This is a genomic window from Burkholderia sp. Bp9090 (assembly GCF_003857985.1).
GTDB lineage: Bacteria > Pseudomonadota > Gammaproteobacteria > Burkholderiales > Burkholderiaceae > Burkholderia.
In genome coordinates this window covers 19,859-41,831 of record NZ_QTPV01000050.1, presented here as the reverse complement: position 1 = coordinate 41,831, position 21,973 = coordinate 19,859, and the positions used below count along the sequence as shown (strand labels likewise).

The following is a 21,973-nucleotide window of genomic DNA, read 5'->3' as shown; positions in this document are numbered from 1 at the left end:
CACCGTCAGCCGCGGCGCGTGAGCCGCATGCGGACCGAATCGAGTTCGGCGGGCAGCCGGCGCGAGCGCTGACGCGACCGCGTCAGCACGGCAAAGCCGAGCCGCTCGTACAGTTCGCGGGCACGTACATTCCGGGTCAGCACGTCGAGCACGATTTCTCGGCTGCGGTCGTCCGGCACCGCACCGGTCTCGAGCGCGTCGCGCAGCAGTGCGGTGAAGATGCCCGTGCCGCGCTGCCGCTCGTCCGTCGCGCAATGCGCGATGAGGATCTGCGCACGTTTCGGCGCCGGAATCTCCGTTTCGAGCACCAGCCCGCGCAGCAACTGGCCGATCGCGCGGCGCACGCCGAAAAAGCGCGCCAGGGCCCACACGACGTGAAGGTCGTCGAACATCGTCCGGCGCCCGTCATGGATGGCCATCACGGCCTGCACCGTGCCGTCGGCGCCGACCGCGACCCGATGTCGGCGCCATGAGAACCGGCCGTGACGCGAGCGGAACGCCTGTTGCAGGAACGCAATGCAGCGCGCGTCGCTTTCACCGAGGAAGAAGCCGAATTCGCCGACACCGGATGCGAACACGAGTGGCGCGCATGCCGCCGCATCGTCCGCGCAAGCGGCGCGAAACGGTGTCGACGCATCGGCATGCGGCGCGTCGAAGGATGGTGCAAGCGCCGCGGCGGACATCACGTTGCCCGCCCCGCCAGGCGGGCCAGCACGGCGACGGTCCTGCTGATCTGCGCCGGCGCGTGCGTCGAGCAGATGAAGAAACGCAGGCGCGCGGCCTTCTCCTCGACGGCCGGATAGAAGATCGGCTGCACGTTGATCCCTTCGTCGAACATCGCGTTGGCCCACTGCGCGGCTCTCAGCGAACTGCCGGTGATCACCGGCACGACCGCATAGCCGGCGCTCGTGCCGGTGTCGAGCCCCGCGGCGCGCGCCTCGGTCAGGAACTGCCGGCCGCGTGCCTGCAATTGCGCCACCCGCTGCGGTTCGGCCTGCAGGCGTTCGAGCGCGGCCAGCGACGCTTCGGCGAGCGTCGGCGCGAGTCCGACGCTATAGAGAAAGCCCGGCGCCAGATGGCGCAGCATGTCAACGAGCGGCTGGCAGCCGGCGATGAAACCACCGCAACCGGCCAGCGTCTTGCTCATCGTGCCCATCCACATGTCGACCTGGTCGGGCGCGACCGTGCAATGCTCGCGGATGCCCTTGCCCGTCGCACCGAGCACGCCGAGCGAATGCGCTTCGTCGACCAGCAGGAACGCGCCGTGGCGCGTCTTCACGTCGACGAAATGCTGCAGGTCCGGAAAATCGCCATCCATGCTGTACAGCCCTTCGATCGCGATCAGCACGTGCCGGTATTCGCGCCGCACGCGCGACAGCAGTGCGTCGAGCGCCTGCCAGTCGTTGTGCGCGAAGCTCAATCGCTTCGCGCCGCTCAGCTGCGCGCCCTGCACGATGCTGTTGTGCGCGAGCGCATCGTGGACGATCAGGTCGCCGGGGCCGAACAGCGCACCGATCACGGTCACGTTGGTCGCGTGGCCGCTCACGAACGCGACGCAATCGTCGGTCTCGTAGAACGCAGCCAGCGCGCGCTCGAGGTCGCGCTGCACCGGACGCTCGCCCGCGACCATCCGGCTCGCGGACGCCGACGTGCCATAGCGATCGATCGCGGCCTTCGCCCGCTCGGATACGGCCGGATCGCCGGCGAGACCGAGATAGTTGTAGTTCGCGAAGTTCACGTATTCGCGACCGCCGATTTGCGTGGTCGCGCCGGCGATGCCGTCATGCACGCGGAAGAACGGCGAGTCGACGCGCAGCTTCTCGCCCATCTCGCGCATGATCCTGACCTGCTGATACTGCGGCATCGATTCGAAACGGCTGCGCGCCGACGCGGCCTGTGCCGCCGGTGCAGCGGGCACGCCGGGCGCCGCGACGGCTTCCGTCGCGCGCTCCAGCTGCCGTTTCAGGGCTTTCGCCGCCAGTTGCTGGCGAAGGTGTTCTCCGAGTGCCATGTCTTTGGTTCCGGGCAATCCGTGCGTTGCGTCCGCATTACGCGGACACGTCGACCCATTCGTACGCGTCGGGCGTACCTAGCAGCGCGCTGAGGAGTCTGTAGTTCATTTCGTGGGTGGGGCGATGTGCGATGACACGCCCGAGCAGCGGCGAACCCGCGAGCGCAAGGTCGCCGACGAGATCGAGCACGCGATGACGCACGAATTCGTCGGGCGCACGCAGCCCGCCGATCACGTGATTGCCGATGATCGACGCCGTGCACGACGGTCGTGCGCCACGCAGGATCGGCGTGCCCGTCAGGTAACCGACCGCGATTGCCGGCACGGCCCACTTGATCCGTCCGTACGAACGCGACGACGAAATCTCGCTGGCAAACGTCCCCGGCGTGAGCTCGCCGTCCCACTGCATATCGCCGAACCCCTTGAGATCGTCGCGCACGCTGAATTCGTAGCGCTCGGCGGGCGCGACGCGCAATTCGCGCCGCGACGCACCTTCGCCGTCGGCCACGCTCACCGGTTTCAGCACCCGGAGGAAGCGCTTCGAACGCTGCAACTCGGCTCGGCCGCCGGCGGCGATCGCGTCGATCCAGGGCCGTGCGCTACCGTCGAGAATCGGCACTTCTTCCGCATCGAGTTCGACGATCGCGTGATCGATCTCACAGGTCAGCAGCGACGCGAGTAGGTGCTCGACCGTACGCACGCCCATGCCGTCGTCCGCTCGCAGCATCGTGCAGAGCGGTTGTGCACGACGCACCGCCGGGCCGGCGGCAAGCCTCCCCAGTTCATGCTCGCCGCGCATGCGGCGAAATACGATCCCGTGCCGTTCGGCCGACGGGGCTGCGGGCAGTATCCGCACCTGGACCCGGCGCCCGGTGTGCAGGCCATGTCCGGTCATCGTCACCGGGCGGGCGACCGTCCCTTCGCTGGCCCGCCATCCTTGCGGCGCTTTCACCCGGCATGCACCGGCGTCGATTTGCATGTTGCTGCCCTCTGGTTTTCGTGATCCTGATTGCGTGCGAGTGTCGCGCGCGCCTCGTCGCCCAGCCCATGCCTCGCGACCAGCGCATCGGCCAGCTCGTCCGCTGCCGCGACGTTCTCGTTGCCGCCCTGCGTATCGAGCAACTCGACGATGCGCTCGGCCAGCGTATGGACCGTCGCGCCTTCCGCGATCGCCATGATCGACAGCTTGACGCCGAAGGTCTCCTCGACGGCCATGCCGAGCTCCATGCCCATCAGCGAGTCCATTCCGAGATCCAGCACCGACCGGCCGGCATCGACGCGCTCCGGCGACATGTGCAGAATCCGCGCGATCTGGCCGCGCAGCGCCGTCTCGACGAGCGCGACGGCCTCGGCCGCCGGCAACGTTCGCAATTGCTCCAGCAACACGCGATCCTCGCTGGACGCCTCGGCCGCCCCACCCGTTTGCAATGCCGCGTAACGGTGCGCGTGTGCGGCCGGCATGCCGCGCGAGATGGCGCCCCAGTCGAGACGCACGACCGCTTCGCCGGCGCTCCCTTGCACAAGCGCGCGTTCGAGTGCGGCCATCGCCTCGTCCGACGTGATCGACGCACCGCCGATCCGCGACTGCAACGCCTCGCGCGTGTCGGCGTTGCGCGCGAGGAAACCGACGTCCTCGATCGGCCCCCATGCCATGAACATCGCCGGCAGCCCCGCCGCGCGACGATGTGCGACCAGCGCCTCGAGGAAGCCGTTGGCGGCCACATATGCACCCTGTCCCGGATTGCCGAGATAGGTCGTCGCTGATGAGTACACGACGAAGAAATCGAGCGCGCATCGCCGCGTCGCGCGATGCAGATTCCATGCACCGGCCACCTTCGGTTCGAGCACGGCCGCAAAGCGCGCGTCATCGACGTTGCGCAGCAGACCGTCGTCGATCTGCATCGCCGAATGCAGCACACCCTTGAGCGGCGTCCCGCGACGCTCGATCTCGTCGATGAGGCTTTCCAGCGCCGCGCTGTCGGTCACGTCGCATCGTGCGACCGACACGTGCGCGCCGAGCGCGTCGCGCCAGCGATCGGCCTCCGCCTGCATCGCGGCGCCCAGTGCGCCACCGCGACTCGCGAGTGTCAGGTGCCGTGCGCCGCGCTCGATCATCCAGCGCGCGGTCGCGAAACCCAGCCCGCCGGTGCCTCCGACGATCAGGTACGCCGCCTGCGGGTCGAGCCGCAGGGTCGGCACCGCAACGCCGCGCGTCGGTACCGGCGTGCCCGACGGATAGGTGACCAGCACCTTGCCGATCTGGCGCGCCTGCTGCATGTAGCGGAACGCTTCCTCCGCACGCGCGGCCGGGAACGCGCGGTACGGCAGCGGATGCAGCACGCCGCCCGAGAACAGGTCCATCACTTCCTCGAACAGTCGCGTCGTCAGCGACGGCAGCACGCCCATCAGCTGATCGGCGTCGATGCCGAAATAGCTGATGTTGTTGCGGAACGGCCGCAGGCCGATCTGGCTGTTCTCGTAGAAGTCGCGCTTGCCAAGTTCGAGGAAACGGCCGAATGGACGCAGCGTATCGATGCTGCGCACCATCGCTTCGCCGGCGAGCGAATTGAGCACGATGTCGACGCCTTCGCCGTGCGTGCGCGCGAGGATCTCGTCGGCGAACGCGAGGCTGCGCGAATCGAACACGCGGTCGACGCCGAGCAGGCGAATGAACTCGCGCTTCTCGTCGCTGCCGGCGGTCGCGAAGACTTCCGCGCCGAGATGCCGCGCGATCTGGATCGCCGCGATACCAACCCCGCCCGCACCGCCGTGCACGAGCACGCGCTCGCCGCGTCGCAGCCGCGCCAGTTCGCACAATGCGTAGTACGCGGTGAAGAATGTCGTCGGGACCGTGGCGGCCTCCTCGAACGACATCGTGTCGGGCTTGCGTGCAATCGCGGTTGCCCGCGTGACCACGCGCGTCGCAAACGATGCCGGCGCGAAACCCAGCACCGCATCGCCCGGCGCAAAACCGTCGACGTCCGGGCCGACCCGGGCGACGCGCCCCGACATTTCCATGCCGATCGTCGCTCCCGCGAAGCCCGTCTCGACGGCCTCGTCGGACAGCAGCCCCATCGCATACATCACGTCGCGGAAATTGAGCCCGGTCGCCATCGGCTCGATCTCGACCTCGCCGGCGGCGAGATCGTGTGCCGGCATCGCGAACCATTCGAGGTTGCGCAACGAACCCGGCATGTCGAATGCGAGCCGTGCTCCCGGGTGGTCCGATGCAGGTGGCAGCGCGTTGTCGCGCTCGGCCGCCTGCGCAGCCGGCAGCATGCGCGGCACGTAGCGGCCCTGCGGCGCCAGCAGCACTTCCTCTTCGCCATCGTCGCCGAGCAGCACCATCGCAAGCTGCAGCGCCGGTCGTTCGACGGCCTGATCGACGTCAATCAAACGGATCGGCAGCGTCGGATACTCGTTCGCCATCACGCGGCCGAGGCCCCATAACGTTCCATGTTCGGGATGTGACGACATACCGGCAGCAAACGGCGCACCGCCGCGCGTCACGACGCACAGCCGACCGCGCGCCGTCGCGCCGGCTGCCTCGAGATCGCGCATGAGCGACGCCAGCGCGAGTGCGCCGCCGTGCTGCGCGCGCATCACGGCCGCACCGTCGGCCGTGTCGAGCGATGCAAGCGGCGCCACGAACACGACATGCGCCGGATGCTCGGCCGGCTGACGCGCCGACCATCCAGCGGCGTCGCGCACTCCTGCCGACTCGACGCGGCAACCCAGTCGCTCGAGTTCGCCCGCCAGGGCGATGCCGAACGCATCGTCATTCTCCTGAACGATCAGCCAGTGCGCGCCATCACGCTCCGCCATGCACCGCATACGATCCTCGTCCCGCGATGCGCCGGCCGTTTGCTCGTCGGCAACCGGCTTGCGCGCGACGACGAACGTCGGCATGCCCTCGAGATCGAGGCCTTGTTCGGTATCGCGCACCACGTCGACCAGTCCGGCGCGTTCGCACATCGACTCGATCGCGGCGGGCGCCAGCGCGCCGTAAGTGCCGGCGGCAACTTCGCCACCTGCCGTGCCGAACACGATGTCGGAGAACCGGCTGCGTCGCGCCTCGGCGACGACGACGAGCCCGCCCGGTGCGAGCCGTTCGGTGATCGCCGTCAGCGCGGCGAGCGGATCCGGGTGATCGCCCAGCATCCGGTTGACGATCACGACGTCGAACGGCGTCGTATCGCAACATTGCGCGAACAACGGCGCGTCGGTCGCAAACGCCAGCGTTCGTACCTGCGCGTGCGCTTCTGCATCGAACCCGGCGAGCTGCTGCTGCGTACCTGCCAGCAGGTATTCGCAGCGACCGGCCGGCACGTCAACGTCGAGCGGTTGCAGCACGTCGCCGCTCGCGGCACCGATCTCCAGCACACGCAAGCGCCGTGCATCCGGCCACGCTGCGATCGCCTGCGTCACGCAGGCGGCGAGCAGCGCACGCGCATGCGCCCAGGTCGGCGAGGCATCGAAGAACTGCTCGACCAGACTGCGCCCGGTCGACGACAGCAGCGCGCCCTCGGACGACGCGTCGCTCAGCACGCGCGGCAACGCCGCGCCGACGTGCGCCAGCAACGTCAGTTCGGCGACATGTGCCGGCGATGCCGCCAGCACGTCGCGCCACAGCGCGTCGCGCGCGGGCATCGCCGCGCAGGCTTCGTCATCGCGAACCAGACGATCGCCGTCGAAACGGGCCAGCCCGTCCTCGACGACGATCTCCGCCAGTCGCGCGACCTGTTGCGGGTGCGTGCCCATCGGCAGCGCCGGCTGGGCGAAGACGCCAAGCGCATCCAGTGCGTCGAGCGCATGCAGACCGGCGAGCACGTCGAGCAGCGGCAGCATTTCGGTCAGATGCTGCGTGCGGCGCGCGTGGTCTTCGCGCGCCGCGACATGCGCGTTCGCACGCTCGACGAGCATACCCGGCTGTGGCAGTGCCGCGGCCGTGTAACCGCCCGGCAGCGGCCGCGCCTCGAGCACGTAGGCAAAGCGCGCCGGCGCGCCGTGACGGCGCCCGGCCAGATCGACGCGACGGAAGCGGCACGCGGCAAGGCGCGCGACGATCCTGCCGTCGGCATCGATGAATTCGAACGATGCGACGATCGAATGCGGGCTGCGGCGGTGAATGCGCGCCAGCACGCGACGAATCGATTCGCCGCTCAGGAAATCGACGCGGCCGATCTGGACCGGAACAAATGCCGCATGCGCATCGTCCGGTGCGGCGCCGGCCTGCCCCAGCACCGCGAACAGCGGATGGAAACCGCTGTCCATCAGCGCGGGATGCAGCAGATAGTCCGACCGCGCACACGCGTCGGCCAGGGCCGTCGGCACCTCAAGCTCGGCAAGCGCGTCGTCGCCCGACACGCACAGCGACCGCACCCAGCGGAACGCTGGGCCGTAGCTGAGGCCGATCGCCGCCGTGCCCGCATACAGCGCGTCGCCGGATAGCGCCGGACGCGATTGCAGCCGGGCGATCACGGACGCCTCCGGCATGCTGTCCGCATCGAGCGTATTGCCGCTTTCGAGCAGGCGCCCCGTCACGTTCAGGTTCCACGGGCCGTCCGTCATCCGGTCGCGCGTCTCGATCGTAAACGACGCGGTGCGCACGTCGATCGCGAACCGGAACAACTTCGCGTGCTGCGGCTGGAACACGACCGGCATGCGGATCTCGACGTTCTCGATGGCCACATCCGGCGTCCCGAAGAACGTGCGCGCCGCCGCGAGCGCCATTTCGACATAACCGGCACCGGGGAACGCGACGCCACCGTCGACGACGTGATCGGCGAGCATCGCCACGCGCTGTGGATCGAGCTGGTTCTCCCAGGCGAACGCATGCTCGTGCAGGCGATAGCCGAGCAGCGGATGATCGACGCGGCGGTTCACGAGCCCGTAACCCTCGACGCTCGGCACCAGCCAGTAACGCTCACGCTGCCACGGATAGGTCGGCAGAGCGGCGTGCGGCGCGTCGGGCACGAAGCGGTCGAGATCGACGCGCGCGCCTTGCGCAACCGCCGACAGGATCGAATGGGCGAGCATCTCCGCGCTATCGTGCTGGCGCTTGAGCGTCGGCACGACGACGCCCGGCGCAACGCGCGCCGCAAGCGTCTGCTTCACGTAGGTGCGCAGGATCGAGTGCGGCGCGATCTCGACGAACACGCGCACGCGATCGTCGGCCAGGCGGGAAATTGCGTCGCCGAAACGCACCGGCTCGCGAATGTTGCGCCACCAGTAGCCCGCGTCGAGCGCGGTGCCCGGCAGCGTGTCGCCGGTCACCGTCGACACGAATCGCGTATGCGTCTCGCGCGGCGCGAGATCGGCCAGCCCGTCGCGCACGACCGGCTCGATCGCGTCCATGCGGCTGCTGTGGAACGCGTAATCAAGGTCGAGCATCTGGTAGAAATGGCCCGCGTCCGCAAGCGCCGCGCCGAGCGCGTCGAGCGCCGCTTGCGAACCCGCGAGCGTGACCGAGTCGGGGCTGTTGGCACCCGCGATTTCGATCGCTGCGGCGAGATCGAGACGCGCGATCCAGTCGCGCGCCGCGGCTTCGCCGACGCCGGCCGCCGCCATCCTGCCTGCGCCACGCGTGAGACCCTGTGCCCCGCTGCGGATCCGGATCACGCGCACGGCCTCAGCGAGCGTGAGTGCGCCCGACGCCCAGGCCGCGGCGATCTCGCCGACACTGTGGCCGACTGCCGCGTCGAAGTGGATGCCCCGCGCGGTCAGCACACGCGTGATGCCGACCTGCATCGCGAACAACAGCGGCTGCGCGTTCTCGGTCGCGGCAAGCCATGCGGCGTCGACACCTTCGCACATGACTTCGACGAGCGACGCGTTGCCGTCTGCACGCCAGAGCGCATCAACTTCGTCGAGTGCCGCGCGAAACACGGCGTCCTCGCCATAGAGCCGCTTGCCCATCCCGGCCCATTGACTGCCGTTGCCCGCATAGACGAACGCGACCGGCGCGTCGCCTTCGACGGCCTGCCCCTGCACCGCGCACGCCGGCAGCCCGCGCGCCGACGGCTCGGCAAGTGCGGCGAGCGCGGCCAGCCCTTCGGCCCGATCTGGCGGCGCGATGACCGCGCGATGCTCGAGCCACTGGCGACGCCGTGCGGCGGCAGCCGCGAGTGCGGCCCAGTCGGCACCCGACTGCAGACGTGCGAGATAGCGCGCAGCGACGGCCGCCAGCGCAGCCGGTGAACGTGCGGTGAGGACGAGCGGCGGCAACGGTGCATCGATCCTTGCCGCCGACTGTACGGTGGGCGCGGGTGCCGCTGCTTCGGTGATGACGACGTGCGCATTCGTGCCGCCGAAGCCGAACGAGTTGATGCCGATCGTCAGCGGTGCTTCGCCGCGCTCGAGCGGCGTGAACCGATCGACCACGCGCAAGCGGCCGCCTTCGAAATCGATCGCGGGATTCGGCGTATCGAAATGCAGCGAGCGCGGCACCGCACGATGCTTCAGGCACAGCACCGCCTTCAGCAGGCCCGCCATTCCGGATGCCGTTTCGAGGTGCCCGATATTGGTCTTGACCGACCCGATCAGCAGCGGATCGGAGTCGGGCCGGCCGCCCGACAGCGCGTCGATCAACGCACGCGCCTCGATCGGATCGCCGACCGCCGTGCCCGTTCCGTGTGCCTCGAGATACGCGAGCGTGCGCGGATCGATGCCAGCGCGCCGATACACGGCGCGCAGCAGGTCCGCCTGCGTCGCCGCGGCCGGCACGTTGATGCCTCCATGCGAATGGCCATCCGAATTCACGCCCGATCCGGCGATGACCGCGTGGATCGTATCGCCGTCGGCCAGCGCCTGATCGAGCGGCTTGAGCAGCACGAACGCACCGCCCTCGGCACGCACGTAGCCGTCGCCGGTCGCGTCGAACGCACGGCAGCGGCCGCGCGGCGACAGCATCGACGCCTTCGAGAAACTGACGAATCCGAACGGGTGCAGCAGCAGGTTCACGCCGCCGGCCAGCGCCATCGCGGTCTCGCCCGACTGCAGCGCCCGGACCGCCTGATGGAGCGCGACGAGCGAAGATGAGCATGCGGTGTCGACCGACATGCTCGGGCCGCGCAGGTCGAACAGGTAGGACACGCGGTTCGACGCAATACTGAGCGTGTTGCCGGTTGCCGAATACGGATCGATCGTGTTCATGTCGTCCATATTGCGGTTGCCGTAATCCATGCCCGCCACACCGACGAACACGCCGCAGTCGCGGCCGCGCATCGCAGCCGGACGCACGCCGGCGTCCTCGAACGCCTCCCACGCGAGTTCGAGCAGCAGCCGCTGCTGCGGATCCATTTGCGCGGCCTCGCGCGGCGAGATGCCGAAGAATTCGGCGTCGAAGCCCGCGACGTCATCGACGACGCCCGCGGCGAACGTGTAGCTCTTTCCCGGCTCGCGCTTCGACGGGTGCTGGTAGAACGCCGTACCGAAACGGTCCGGTGGGATGGCGGTCACGGCATCGCGTTCGTCACACAGCAGTTGCCAGAAGTCGTCCGGTCCCTCGACCCCACCGGGAAAGCGGCACGCTATCCCAATAATTGCAATTCGTTTTTCCATCATCACGCCGGCGTCTGCAGCATCCCGGTCGGCGAAGCGGCGCGAGTGCAATCGACGTGCACCATCGCGCGCTGTATCGCGGCACCGAGACTCTCGACGCGAACGTTTCGTTGCTCGCCGAAATCGTTCGCGAAGTTGCGCCAAATAAAGTAGTCGCTATTGGTCGGTTCGGTTCCGAGCGCGTCGAACACCGAAGTCAAAGCAGGAACGTGATCGCCGTAAAAGCACAGCACGGTCGGTCGTTCCCGCATGCGGAGATAATCAGTCAGCTTGCCGATCATGCCGTCGGCATTCTCGACATGTCGAAGATAGGCGGTCAGGTCGCGCCAGCGCGCGTCGTCGCCGAGCGTATGCCGCGATTCGGACTCACCCGGCCCGACCGATTCCAGATGCAGCGGGCCATGGTTTTCCATCGTGATCGCAAATGCGAATACCGGCCTGTCGCCGTGCGCCTGGAGGGCCGCGATGATCGCATCGGCCACTGGACCGTCGCCGATATACGGCCCGATTCGCGTCGCATCGCCGAAATCCCGAATGTCCAGAAAGCGGTCGAAATGCATGAACCGGAATGCCCGGTCGCGCCCGAAGAAGTCGGCGTGATACGGATGAATCGCGAGCGTGCGATATCCGCCTTGCTTGAACCAGCCCGCCAGCGACGCGCACGCGCGGCGCACGTACATGTACGGATAAAAGCGCGAATAGCCGAGCGCCGCCGACGGCAAACCCGTCAGCATCGCGAATTCGCTGCGCATCGTATTGGCGCCCCAGGCGGGAACGTCCAGGCTACCCTGCATGAATGCTTCGCTGCGGGCGCGATCGAGATTCGCGTAAGGCTCCGACAGCACGCTTGCGCCGAGACGGCGCGCGTCGAAATAGGATTCGCTCTGGATGACGATCACGTCCGGCGTGCTGTCCGGACGGCCGCCGGAGAATGGCCCGGCATCGACCGCGCGAAAGAACGCATTGCGTTCCGCGCGCCGCAGCCCGTTGACGAGGTAAGCGACGAATGTCGCGAAGAACCCCGTGCGGCGCTGGTCCGCCATCGGGTCGAGCGTCAGCGGCATGCGACGCGACAGCGCGACGCAAACCGGGACGCAAGCGGCCGCGATCAGTGCGGCGGCGCTACGCGCCGTCGAGCCGGCCGATTGTTCGAGCAGAAACCCGGCCGTCGCGACCGCAACGGCGGCAGCGATGCCGAGCACCTTGCCGGCACTCAGAAACGGCAGATAGAGACGCGGATGTGCGAATACCTGGCTGAACAGGCTCAGGTCCGTAAAGACGAAGGGCTCGCGCAGGGATTCGTATTTTGCGTTGCTGATGACCGCCAGCAAGGCGATCAGCACGAGAGCGACGGAGGCGGAGAAAAGCGGCCGTGCCGTCACGGCGAAAGTCGCGCCCGCCACGATCGCGAACGCGCAGACATGCAGTGCGATCGCCGCCGGCGAACGGGCGAGCGACGCGCGCGGATACGCGATGGCCTCTACGAGAAATGAGAGTGCGGCTGCGGCAGCCGCGAACGCGAATCCGGGCAGCACGTCACGCCTTCCCGCGCGGGAGGTAGGACAGACGACCGAGAATGGCATCCGCCAGCGTGGCCGGCAGCAGGCGCAGCAACTTGATGCCGAAGGCAAGACTGAACGGAAAGGCGATTTCCACGCGGCGTCGCGCGAGGCGCTTCTTGATGTATCCGGCGGCCTTGTCCGCACTCCACATGAATGGCTTGCTGCCCGGGAAGACGTCGCTCATTGCCGTGCGGACAAAACCCGGCATCACGACCGACAGGCCGATGCCCTCGCGTGCGAGGATCGGGCGCACGGAATCGCAGTAGGCGACCAGCGCCGCCTTGCTCGCGCAATAGGCGGGCGAGATGGCCATGCCCCGCAATGCGGCGAGCGAGCTGACGACCGCGATCTGTCCGCGCCCGCGCATGCGCATCCGGTCGATGGCCGGCAGCACCGCATGGAGTGCGCCGTACAGGTTGGTATCGACGACGTCGGCGGTACGCGCCATGTGCTCCCAGTCGTCGGCGGACTGCAGCGTGCTGGCGACGCCTGCATTCGCAATCATCAATTCGATCGGGTATCGCGTATCGAAATCGATCATCCAGTCCTGGACGGCGGCCGAATCGCGCACGTCCATGCAGCCGATCACGACGCGGGCGCCGCGCGCGCGGCATTCTGCAGCGACGGATTCCAGCCGTGCCGAATTTCTGCCAATCAACCCCAGCGTGATATCGGGCGCGGCATAACTCAATGCCAGCGCGCGCCCAAGCCCGGCACTACTGCCGGTTATCACGATTGCTCGTGGCCCGTTTGCGCTCACCCGCCCTCCCCGGTTGCGAATATTGCTGTTTTTCCATCGTTTTAAACGAACATTGTTTTTCAGCGGCCGTCTGGTTATCGATCTCCAAGCGCCAAGCGCTGCCTGATATTTCGACCAAGCAGCGGACAACATTGTCGATTTATTGCGTTTGATTATTTCGTATGATTTGACTACGCCCGCAACATGCCACGCACTGATATCGCACATCGACGTGACGACGTGCGACCGCCCGAATCAGGGTTGCGAAAAATGTGCGGACCATGCAGCGAACGCAACCACATGGAAATTTGCGCGGCGCGAAAGGCAGTTGGCCACAAGCTTACAACGCGCCGACGCGATCATACATCAATATTAATATTCGAGTAAAACCTTACGTGTTACAACCGCTTACATCAGACATGCGCCGGCGGTCCTGCTCCATGCAAAGGTAGAAACTCGCGCTGCCTGCAATCCTCAAGTACCGGCCGCACACCGGTTCCCGAAGTACAAATATCGGAAAAAAATGCCGAACCGCTCTCCTGACCGTCCGGTCGCGACCGATCCTCAGGATGCTTTAATCGCGCAGATAACCGATGCGCGCGGCACCGCGCGGCGGACAGCATGCGGGCATCCCGCAAGCAATTCTTAAAGTTCTTCCGGCTATTTGTCAGACATACCCTCCGACCTGGCGAGTTCGACGAAAGGCTGTCTGGTGGCATTCTGCTCCGTCCAATTGGGTCGGATAGAATTCCTCGAATGTTCTTTGCAAATCTTGATGATCCTTCGACTCGCTTGGTTCGCTGAACTATGTATGGAGATCGTCAGGCAGCGTCTTCGACCGGCGCCAGACCGGCGAAGCGAGCGCAACCGGACGGCCACGCCCTCGGTAAAAATGTATGGGCCGCCCTCGGCGGATCGAGCGGCCGGTCAGTGCATCAGCGGTCTGCGGAACTCGTCTTACGGTATCGATTGTTATTGCGCGTTCCCTCGTCGCGCAAACATTGGGGTTGCTTTCGATGCTGACAATTTCTTTACGACGGCCACATGGAAGAAAGGAAGGTACCCTTAACGAATCGGCAATTCTCGCCCGTCAATTGGACCGATTCGACTGCGCGCACCTTGAAATCACGATTGCTCACGGGCACGGCGCTCTCGCCACGACCAATAGAGAACCATCCCGAAGCCGACGCAAACCGTTACGTTGAGCGGAATCAGAACGTAGTTCTTCTTCTGAATCGCCAGCAAAATCGTCACGAGCGAATAGGAAAACGTGGCGATTTCTCCGGCCAGCAGGACTGCATTGATACGCGGCATCGTGGAACGATAGGCTTCCTTTCCTTTTGGTGTGCGATGAAAACCGCTATACACGCCGAAAACGGCGCGCACGCCCCCCGCAAAGTAATACCAGGCCATCGGCAAGAACATCGCGATATAAAGGTAGGTATCCCATACGGTTTTCAGAACACTCGGTTTGTCGTCGAATCTCGCGCCCTTGCGTGAACCGAACGCATTCGCAAGCGCCCAGATTGCCACCAGTACAAAAAAGACGAATGCGCCGAGATGAATACCTTCGCCGTCGAAATGCACCAGGCAGGTCAACGGCAGGCTGAGCAGGATCAGCACATAGATCGAAGCCAGCAGCACGGACGAGAACATCACCGAGATCGCGTGCATCCGCTTCATCAGCGGCATGCTTTGCGACAACATTTGCCCGACATGCTTGAACCCGCTGTGGATCAGGCCGCGCCCCCAGCGTTCCCGTTGAATGCGAAACGCGCTGATGGTCTCCGGCAGCACCGACATGGAAACGACCTCTCGCAGATACGCGTATTTCCATTCACCGAACTGCGCGCGATAGCCGAGGTCCACGTCTTCGGTGACCGTCGACGCATTCCAGCCGCCCAGTGCATCGACGCACTCCTTGCGCCACACACACGAGCTGCCGCTCAGCGAAGCCATGTCGCCGTCCTCGCTCAGCCCTACCGTCACGTACTGCTGGTGACCCATTTCCATGGCCTGGAAGCGCGTCAAAAACGACGCGTCGCGATTCTCGTAGCCGATACCGGTCTGAAGGAAACCGAGCTTCGGATCGGTGAAGCACGGAATGGTCTTCAGCAGGAAATCCGCCGGCGGCACGAAGTCCGCATCGAAGATCGCAAAGAACTCGCCGCACGACTGCTGGATGCCGTTGACCAGATTGCCGGCCTTGTAGCCCGTTCGCGACTGGCGCTTGACGAGCCGGATGTTGATTCCGTCGGCGGCGTAGCGATCGACTTTGGCCCGTGCCAGTTTCGTCGTCGCATCCGACGAGTCGTCGAGCACCAGGATCTCGATCTCGTTCGGCGGATAGGTCAGCCGGCAGGCCGCGTCGATCAGCCGCTCGACCACCTCGGACTCGTTGCAGATCGGCAGCAGCACACTGACCCGAGGATGAAACCCGTTTTCGGAAATCCGGACGGGCTGCGCCAGGTCGGTCAGCTTGCGCCGTTCGACCTTGCGGGAAATCAGCAGCACGCGCAGTTCGAGCAGCACGTACAGCGCAAAGTAGAGCACCACCAGCAGGAACACCAGCTGGGCAGCATAGGAAAGCAGCGCGAGCATCGTGACCGCTTCCCCTCAGATCTTCACGACGGCGAAGATTTCCTCCAGCCGGTGCGCCCACGTATGGTTTTGCCGTACGTAGCGTGCGCCTGCCTCGGCTCGGTCCAGATCGTCCTGCGACGGACCGTGCCGAAGCCGCGAAAACAACTCCCGCGCCTCGTCAGGCGTATCGATCACGTGGCAGAACCCGCGGAAGTACCGGTCGACCGAGCGGCTCGCGTTGGTCACGGCGATGCCGCCGCACGCGAGGATTTCGACCAGGCGCCGCGAGAACATCGTCTCGGAGCCCGTCACGGAATTCACGTTGATCGAGATCGCATGGGATTTGTACACATGCGCCGTTTCCCGATGCGGCACCTTGCCATGCACGCGCAGCCCGCTCTTCTTCGGATAGCGAAACTCGAAGAAGCGCGACAGGCGATCGTGATTGCGGTCGAATACGTTGAGCGGCAGATTGCTCTGCTCGCAGGTGTCGAACACCATGTCGAGAAAGCGGCGGCGTTCGTTCAGGATGCGCCGGTAATAGCTGCCCGTGAAGCACGCCTCGTTGAGCACGAAATTGAAGCCCGAGAAGTTGTGTGACGCCGGCTGATACGGCATCACGAGCGTATTCACCGGCACATGCGCGGGCACCTGCTGCCGATACCGATCGAGACACTCCTCGTCGGTCGTGAATACGTAGTCGAATACCTTCGCCACGTCGATGAACGTGTCGAAGAACGCGCCGTCGTCCTTGTTCCAGAATACGGTCGGCACACCCGCGCGCCTGGCGAAGTCGACCAGGCGAAAGATCGCCGTCGGCTTGCCCAGGCGCATCGGCGGCGACTGTCGCGCCAGCTCGTAGCGCCAGCTTCCGTCCACGCCATGAAACGCCGATTCCACGAACACGAGATCGGGCTTCCAGTTGCCGATCACGTCCGCGTAGTTGGCAGGCGTCATGGTGCGCACGCGGCATTCCGCCGACAGGCAATCCGCCGTGAAGTAATCCGTGACGAGCGCGATCTTCAAGCGCCCGAAGCGCCCGGCCTGCTCCACGTCCTCCGCAACCGTCGGGTAGTCGTAGACCAACGAACCCAGTTTTCTAATGACCCTGCCGACCATTTAACCCCTCACCCTGCGACATTGGCAGTGCGTTCATGACAAATTCGCGCCAGCGGCGCTGCGTGGCCGCGTATTCTCTCGCCTGGCCGCGCAACGCCGCGAGCGTGCCGCGATCGGACAGCGCCGCGTCGATAACCCGCGCCAGGTCGACCGCATCGCCGGCCTTGAAAAACCAGCCGGCCGGACTCGGGCCCAGTTCGTCGCGAAACACCGGCAAATCCGGCACGATCACCGGCTTGCCCATCGCGAGCGCCTCCACGAGTTTGATCGGCGGCACGATCTCGCAAACCTTGAACGGTTTGCGCGGAATGCACACCAGCGCGCAACGGCCGAGCGTCCTGCGCGCCTGCTCGGGCGAGGTCCGGCCCAGAAAGCGAACCTGCTCCGCCAATCCGAGGCGTCGGACCTGTGCCTCCAGCGCCGGCCGTGCCTCGCCTTCTCCGACGATCTCGACCCGCACCGTGCGCCCTTCCCCGATCAACCGCCCGACCGCATCGATCAACGTATCGAGCCCTTCATAGCCGATCAGCGAACCCGCATAGCCGATCGTGTCCGCGTCGATCTCATCGGGTGTCGACGGCGTAAACCGCTCGGGGTCCACGCAATTCGGCAGCAGATGCATCCGCTCGCCGGCAATCCCCCAGCGGTCCCGCGCGAACCGCCCCAGCTGCGCCGAGATCACGAACAGCTTGTCCGCGTGACGGGCCACCAGGCCCTCCAGTTGCAGCCCCTGCGCGAACCCCTGGCGCCCTTCGTATTCCGGCATGCGCGAGATACGCGTCAACTCCCACAACCCGCGCATCTCGTACTGGAACGGGATGCCCAGTTGCCGCGCCGCCAGCAGGGCCGGCAGCGCGTTCACGTGATTCGACGCCGCGTGGATCACGGACACGCGATGCTGCATGGCCACGCGCGCGATGACCGGCGCTGCCTGCAACGCATACATCAGCACCGGCCGGTTGTTCAACGGTGCGCTCGCATGCAGATACCGGACCTCGCTGACCTGCGTGTCGCTTCCCGCGACATCCATCAGGCGATCCACGCGATCGCCGGGATAACCGGGCCGCGTCAGCGGATGCACGCGACCGCCCGCAGCGGCCAAGGCGCGAACGACTTCGTGCGTGCGCGTCGTATAGCCGCTCGTGTGATACGGCAACGCGCTAGCCGCCACGTACAGCATGCTGTCCGGATCACCGACGAACGACACGCCGCGCGAACGCTGCTTCACCTTGCGCTCGAGCACATGCGCCGTCAGTCGACGGCTCATCGCGAGAAGCGGCTCGGTCAACGCCGTCTGCAACGAATCGAGCATCGTGCTCATGCTTTCACCGCCCCGGCCGCCTTCAGTTCGGCATGGGCGAGATCGGTCGTATGCGTGGTCCGGATCTTTCCTCGGGCCTGCAGGTCCAGGAATTCCGCCGTGGTGATCACGTCGTAGTCCTTCGTCAGCCGCGACAGCAGCTTCCGGTAGCCTTCGACGCGCTGGTCGTCCCGGTAGGTCGCGTGCCCGTTTTCGTCCCAATACAGCAGCGACCACGAATGGAGCAGGAAGATCGAGAACGTCGGACTGCCGCTGAACGCGTCGAGCAGCAGCTTGCCCCACCACGGACGGAACCGGAAATACGGCGACTCAGGGTAAGTCAGGCGTGCCCACCATTCTTCCTTGCCCACCTTCGGCAGGATTTTCTTTTCCGTCATCGGCACCTCGATCACGCCGTTCGACCACTGGAACGGCAGATTCGTGGGCTCGCTGTAATTGCACTGCCCGGCATGGACGGCGCACAGGGAATTGTTGAACGACAGTTGTACGCCGGTGGACTTCAGCGCCCGGATCGTCGACGCGTTCCAGCGGAACGAACCTGCACGGTGCGCCAGCACCGGCTTGCCCGTTTCCGCCGAAATCAGCCCGCCGAAGTGGCGAATCACGAACTCCGCGCGCGCATCGTCCGTGTATTGGTTCATGTATTGCGGACGCCGCGCGAGGCCGTGCTCGGCCCAGAACGCGTCCGGCAGGTATTCGGGATGCGTGTGCAGTTGCACGTCCTGCCCTGCGGCATCCAGTCGGCGCACGACGTCCTTCGTCTCGTCGAGATACGCATATGCGCCGCACTGGTCCACGAAGAACACGTGCTTGACGCCGAACTCGTCGCCGATGGAAGCCATTTCACCGACCCCCGCCCGCCCCTTTTCGTGCACACCCCACATCAGCCGTTTGACGTGATCCTCCGTGGCGCGCTTGGGCAGCGCCTCGGTATCCACCGTCAACATGGCATAGCGATTTCTATCCATCATGTTCAGTTCACTTCCACCAGTGCCTTCCAGTCGGCGTCGTTGGCCTGCGCCGCGGCCGGCGGAACGATCCGCGCATCGCGATAGCGCCACGCAAGGTACGCGCGCTTTCTCTCGCGATAGGAACGGTCCTCACCGCTCAATTCCGGCAGGTATTCCACCAGCCAGCCCAGCCGCGAATAGAAGGCGAAATCGGCCACGTCGGTCACCAGTACCGGCGCCAGCGCATCGTTACCTCTCAGCCGCGCGGAAAATCCTTCGCACGCACGGCGCAGTGCATCGCGCTCCGTACCCGGCGCCCAGATCAGCAGCGTGTTCGCTTCGGCCGAAACCGGTGCGTGCTTCAGGGTCGACAGCCACGGATATTTCGTCACGTGAGGCGGAATCACGCCCAACGTGGCCAGCAAGCGCCTGGCACCGCGCCACGCGCGCTCCTTCAACGTGGCAGGCGGTTTCCCGGCGAGCAGGTCGTGGCGCGTCAGCAACGTCCAGTCGGGCTTCGCCGCCAACGCACGCAACTCACGCCTCAAGGTCCGGGTTTGGTCGATGATGCTCAATGCGTTCGCCTCTTGTCGGCAATCCTGGCGATGATCTCGTCCGCCGCGAGCGACGCGCCGTTCATCGGCACCACGCGCTGCGCCGGTCCTGCATCGGGCAACAGGCCCAGCAGCGCGTCGACGGCCGTCTTGCGCTCCTGTTCAGTCTCGCACGCCGAAACGACAGCCGGCATCACGTCGGCGACCATCAGTGCGCGACGCACCTGATCGTCCACCAGTTGTGCGTTGGGCACCAGCAGCGCGGGAACGCCCGACTGCACCAGTTCGCAGCAAGTGTTGTAGCCCGCTGCGCCGACAAATGCATCGAACGCACGCAGATAGCGCGCCAACGGATAGACCGAGACCGGCAACACGCCGGCCGGCAATTCGACGTCACGCACCGAAATGGGCGCACGTGCCCAGACCACCTGGAAACCGGCCGCCTCGAAGGAGGCGATCAGTCCGTGCCCGATGCCGGCGACATCCTTCAGATTGCCCGGGCCGAGCGAAAAGAGGACGAAGCGGCCCGCCCGCGGCAGGCCAAGCGCGTCTCTCGCCGCTCCTCGGTCGAGCAACTCGTCGTTCTCCAGCAGGCAGACCGGCGGAACCGTCAGCCGCGTGCCGCCGTTCGTCAGGGACGCGCGTGCTTCGGTCGCACCCAGTTCACCGGGCTGGATCACGAGATCGAACAACGATTCGTCCACCGGCACCGCTTTGGTATCGGCTTTGAGCAGCCCGCGATTGGACCACACGAGGACGGGCGATCCATACATTTCGCAGGCCGTCAGTAAACCCTTGAACGGCCACGTGCCGTCGAATACGACCGCATCCGGACGTACCCGCTCCAGCATCAGGCCCAATCGGACGGCCAGTTCACTGTTCCAGCCGAACGTCGAACTCGACGACCAGTAATGCGAAACGAAGTAGTCCGCTTCGAATCCCATCTCCTCGATGATTTCGATCGCCGACGCCAGCGAAAAGAAATACGGGCGAGCGCGGCCCCGCAGGCGACGCGCGTATGCGAGGCAACGGTTCAGATGGCCCATGCCCGAGCCGTTCACGTTGAAGAACAGGATGCGCGGCAACGCGCTCTCCGCGCCTACCGCATGACCGGACTGCTGGTCGATCATGCGTCCCCGCCGAACAGGTCGCGCGTGTAGACCTTGGCTGCGACGTCGGTCAGATCGTCGGTCAGCCGGTTTGCAACGATCACGTCGGCGGAGTGCTTGAATTCGGCCAGATCGTGCACGACCGACGAATTGAAGAACGTCGATTCGTGCAATGCCGGCTCGTAGACGATGACCTCGACGCCCTTGGCCTTGATACGCTTCATGACGCCCTGGATGCTCGACGCGCGGAAATTGTCGGACCCCGCCTTCATCACGAGACGGTAAATGCCGACAACCTTCGGCTTGCGCTTGAGAATGCTCTCGGCGATGAAGTCCTTGCGCGTGCTGTTCGACTCGACGATCGCGCGGATGAGGTTCTGCGGCACGTCGCGATAGTTGGCCAGCAGCTGCTTCGTGTCCTTCGGCAGACAGTAGCCGCCGTAGCCGAAGCTCGGGTTGTTGTAGTGCGCGCCGATGCGTGGATCGAGACAGACGCCGTCGACGATCTGATGCGTATCGAGACCGTGCTGCGCGGCATAGGTGTCCAGTTCGTTGAAATACGCCACGCGCATCGCCAGATACGTATTCGCGAAGAGCTTGATCGCCTCGGCTTCCGTGCTGCCGGTGAACAGCGTCGGAATGTCCTGCTTGATCGCCCCCTGCTTCAGCAGATCGGCGAACGCCTCGGCTCGCCGCGAACGCTCGCCGATCACGATCCGCGAAGGGTGCAGGTTGTCGTACAGCGCCTTGCCTTCGCGAAGGAATTCCGGCGAGAAGATCAGGTTGTCGGTGCCGAGTGCCGCACGCGTGCGCTCGGTGTAGCCGACCGGAATGGTCGACTTGATCACCATTACCGCGCGCGGGTTGATCGCCATCACGTCGCGGATGACGACCTCGATCGAGCGGGTGTTGAAGTAGTTCGTATCCGGATCGTAGTCGGTCGGCGTGGCGATCACCACGTAGTCGGCCCCGGCGTACGCGTCTTCCTTGTCCAGGGTCGCGCGGAAGTTCAGATCCTTGTGGCGCAGGTAGTCCTCGATCTCGGCATCCTCGATCGGCGACTCCTTGCGGTTGAGCATCGCCACCTTCTCGGGGACGATGTCCAGAGCAACGACTTCATTGTGCTGCGACAGCAGGACGGCGTTGGACAGGCCGACGTAGCCTGTGCCGGCGATAGCGATTTTCATGCAAACATCTCTCAGACAGATAAAGAAATCCGCTGCCTTCCTTCCGGCCAGGACAAGCGCACCCATAGGCGATCCGTGCCACGAAAAGCAACTTCATTCCATTGCAAACATCCCCCAAACGGCCGAGGCCAATGGGCCGTCGTCCAGGGGAAGTCTGTTCAAATTCAGCGGTGCCCGAAATTGCGTTTCAATGCCGCGCTTTCAGAGCCAGGCTCCAGTGCCAACAGGATCAAACCGATCACATCGTCACACTCAACCGCGAAACGGGAGCCCTCT

General features: G+C 65.5%; 13 protein-coding genes. All 13 read right to left on the bottom strand.

The genetic code is table 11. The features are described from left to right. Window positions 1-5: 5 nt before the first annotated feature. Window positions 6-683 carry an N-acetyltransferase gene (locus DIE16_RS31185; RefSeq protein ID WP_124894064.1) on the bottom strand — a complete coding sequence of 226 codons (678 nt, stop codon included), beginning with the start codon at window positions 681-683 and terminating at the stop codon, window positions 6-8. Beyond that, entirely contained in the window at window positions 683-2,011 is a 1,329-nt protein-coding gene (locus DIE16_RS31180) for an aminotransferase class I/II-fold pyridoxal phosphate-dependent enzyme (protein WP_124894057.1), read from the bottom strand. The genes DIE16_RS31185 and DIE16_RS31180 overlap by 1 nt, the downstream gene beginning before the upstream one ends. Window positions 2,012-2,048: 37 nt before the next feature. Then, complete coding sequence (locus DIE16_RS31175; RefSeq protein WP_124894063.1) at window positions 2,049-2,963, bottom strand: UDP-3-O-acyl N-acetylglycosamine deacetylase; 915 nt, start codon at window positions 2,961-2,963, stop codon at window positions 2,049-2,051. Beyond that, window positions 2,960-10,573, bottom strand: a complete 7,614-nt coding sequence (locus DIE16_RS31170; protein WP_124894056.1) for a type I polyketide synthase — start codon at window positions 10,571-10,573, stop codon at window positions 2,960-2,962. The genes DIE16_RS31175 and DIE16_RS31170 overlap by 4 nt, the downstream gene beginning before the upstream one ends. A gap of 2 nt (window positions 10,574-10,575) precedes the next feature. Next, entirely contained in the window at window positions 10,576-12,108 is a 1,533-nt protein-coding gene (locus tag DIE16_RS31165) for an LTA synthase family protein (RefSeq protein ID WP_260434491.1), read from the bottom strand. Window position 12,109: 1 nt separating this feature from the next. After that, window positions 12,110-12,895, bottom strand: a complete 786-nt coding sequence (locus tag DIE16_RS31160; protein ID WP_044844076.1) for an SDR family oxidoreductase — start codon at window positions 12,893-12,895, stop codon at window positions 12,110-12,112. Window positions 12,896-13,999: 1,104 nt separating this feature from the next. Beyond that, window positions 14,000-15,475, bottom strand: a complete 1,476-nt coding sequence (locus tag DIE16_RS31155) for a glycosyltransferase (RefSeq protein ID WP_044844075.1) — start codon at window positions 15,473-15,475, stop codon at window positions 14,000-14,002. Window positions 15,476-15,490: 15 nt separating this feature from the next. Beyond that, a complete protein-coding gene (locus tag DIE16_RS31150; protein ID WP_124894054.1) occupies window positions 15,491-16,576 on the bottom strand; it encodes a glycosyltransferase in 1,086 nt (361 codons plus the stop codon). Beyond that, on the bottom strand, window positions 16,557-17,897 hold the full coding sequence (locus DIE16_RS31145) for a glycosyltransferase (protein ID WP_260434489.1): 1,341 nt from the start codon (window positions 17,895-17,897) through the stop codon (window positions 16,557-16,559). Before DIE16_RS31145 ends, DIE16_RS31150 begins: the two co-directional genes overlap by 20 nt. Continuing rightward, the gene (locus DIE16_RS31140; RefSeq protein ID WP_235879350.1) at window positions 17,894-18,958 is read right to left on the bottom strand and encodes a polysaccharide deacetylase; all 1,065 of its coding nucleotides are present in this window, start codon (window positions 18,956-18,958) and stop codon (window positions 17,894-17,896) included. The genes DIE16_RS31145 and DIE16_RS31140 overlap by 4 nt, the downstream gene beginning before the upstream one ends. After that, window positions 18,871-19,422, bottom strand: a complete 552-nt coding sequence (locus DIE16_RS31135; RefSeq protein WP_124894053.1) for a hypothetical protein — start codon at window positions 19,420-19,422, stop codon at window positions 18,871-18,873. The genes DIE16_RS31140 and DIE16_RS31135 overlap by 88 nt, the downstream gene beginning before the upstream one ends. Beyond that, complete coding sequence (locus DIE16_RS31130) at window positions 19,419-20,531, bottom strand: glycosyltransferase (protein ID WP_124894052.1); 1,113 nt, start codon at window positions 20,529-20,531, stop codon at window positions 19,419-19,421. The genes DIE16_RS31135 and DIE16_RS31130 overlap by 4 nt, the downstream gene beginning before the upstream one ends. Then, a complete protein-coding gene (locus tag DIE16_RS31125; protein ID WP_044844069.1) occupies window positions 20,528-21,697 on the bottom strand; it encodes a nucleotide sugar dehydrogenase in 1,170 nt (389 codons plus the stop codon). Before DIE16_RS31125 ends, DIE16_RS31130 begins: the two co-directional genes overlap by 4 nt. Window positions 21,698-21,973 lie beyond the last annotated feature (276 nt).

Excerpts from the sequence above, each read along its gene's own strand:
- DIE16_RS31185 (WP_124894064.1), bottom strand. The coding sequence starts at position 683 with ATGTCCGCCGCGGCGCTTGCACCATCCTTCGACGCGCCGCATGCCGAT.
- DIE16_RS31180 (WP_124894057.1), bottom strand. The coding sequence starts at position 2,011 with ATGGCACTCGGAGAACACCTTCGCCAGCAACTGGCGGCGAAAGCCCTG.
- DIE16_RS31170 (WP_124894056.1), bottom strand. The coding sequence starts at position 10,573 with ATGGAAAAACGAATTGCAATTATTGGGATAGCGTGCCGCTTTCCCGGT.
- DIE16_RS31155 (WP_044844075.1), bottom strand. The coding sequence starts at position 15,475 with ATGCTCGCGCTGCTTTCCTATGCTGCCCAGCTGGTGTTCCTGCTGGTG.
- DIE16_RS31150 (WP_124894054.1), bottom strand. The coding sequence starts at position 16,576 with ATGGTCGGCAGGGTCATTAGAAAACTGGGTTCGTTGGTCTACGACTAC.
- DIE16_RS31145 (WP_260434489.1), bottom strand. The coding sequence starts at position 17,897 with ATGAGCACGATGCTCGATTCGTTGCAGACGGCGTTGACCGAGCCGCTT.
- DIE16_RS31130 (WP_124894052.1), bottom strand. The coding sequence starts at position 20,531 with ATGATCGACCAGCAGTCCGGTCATGCGGTAGGCGCGGAGAGCGCGTTG.
- DIE16_RS31125 (WP_044844069.1), bottom strand. The coding sequence starts at position 21,697 with ATGAAAATCGCTATCGCCGGCACAGGCTACGTCGGCCTGTCCAACGCC.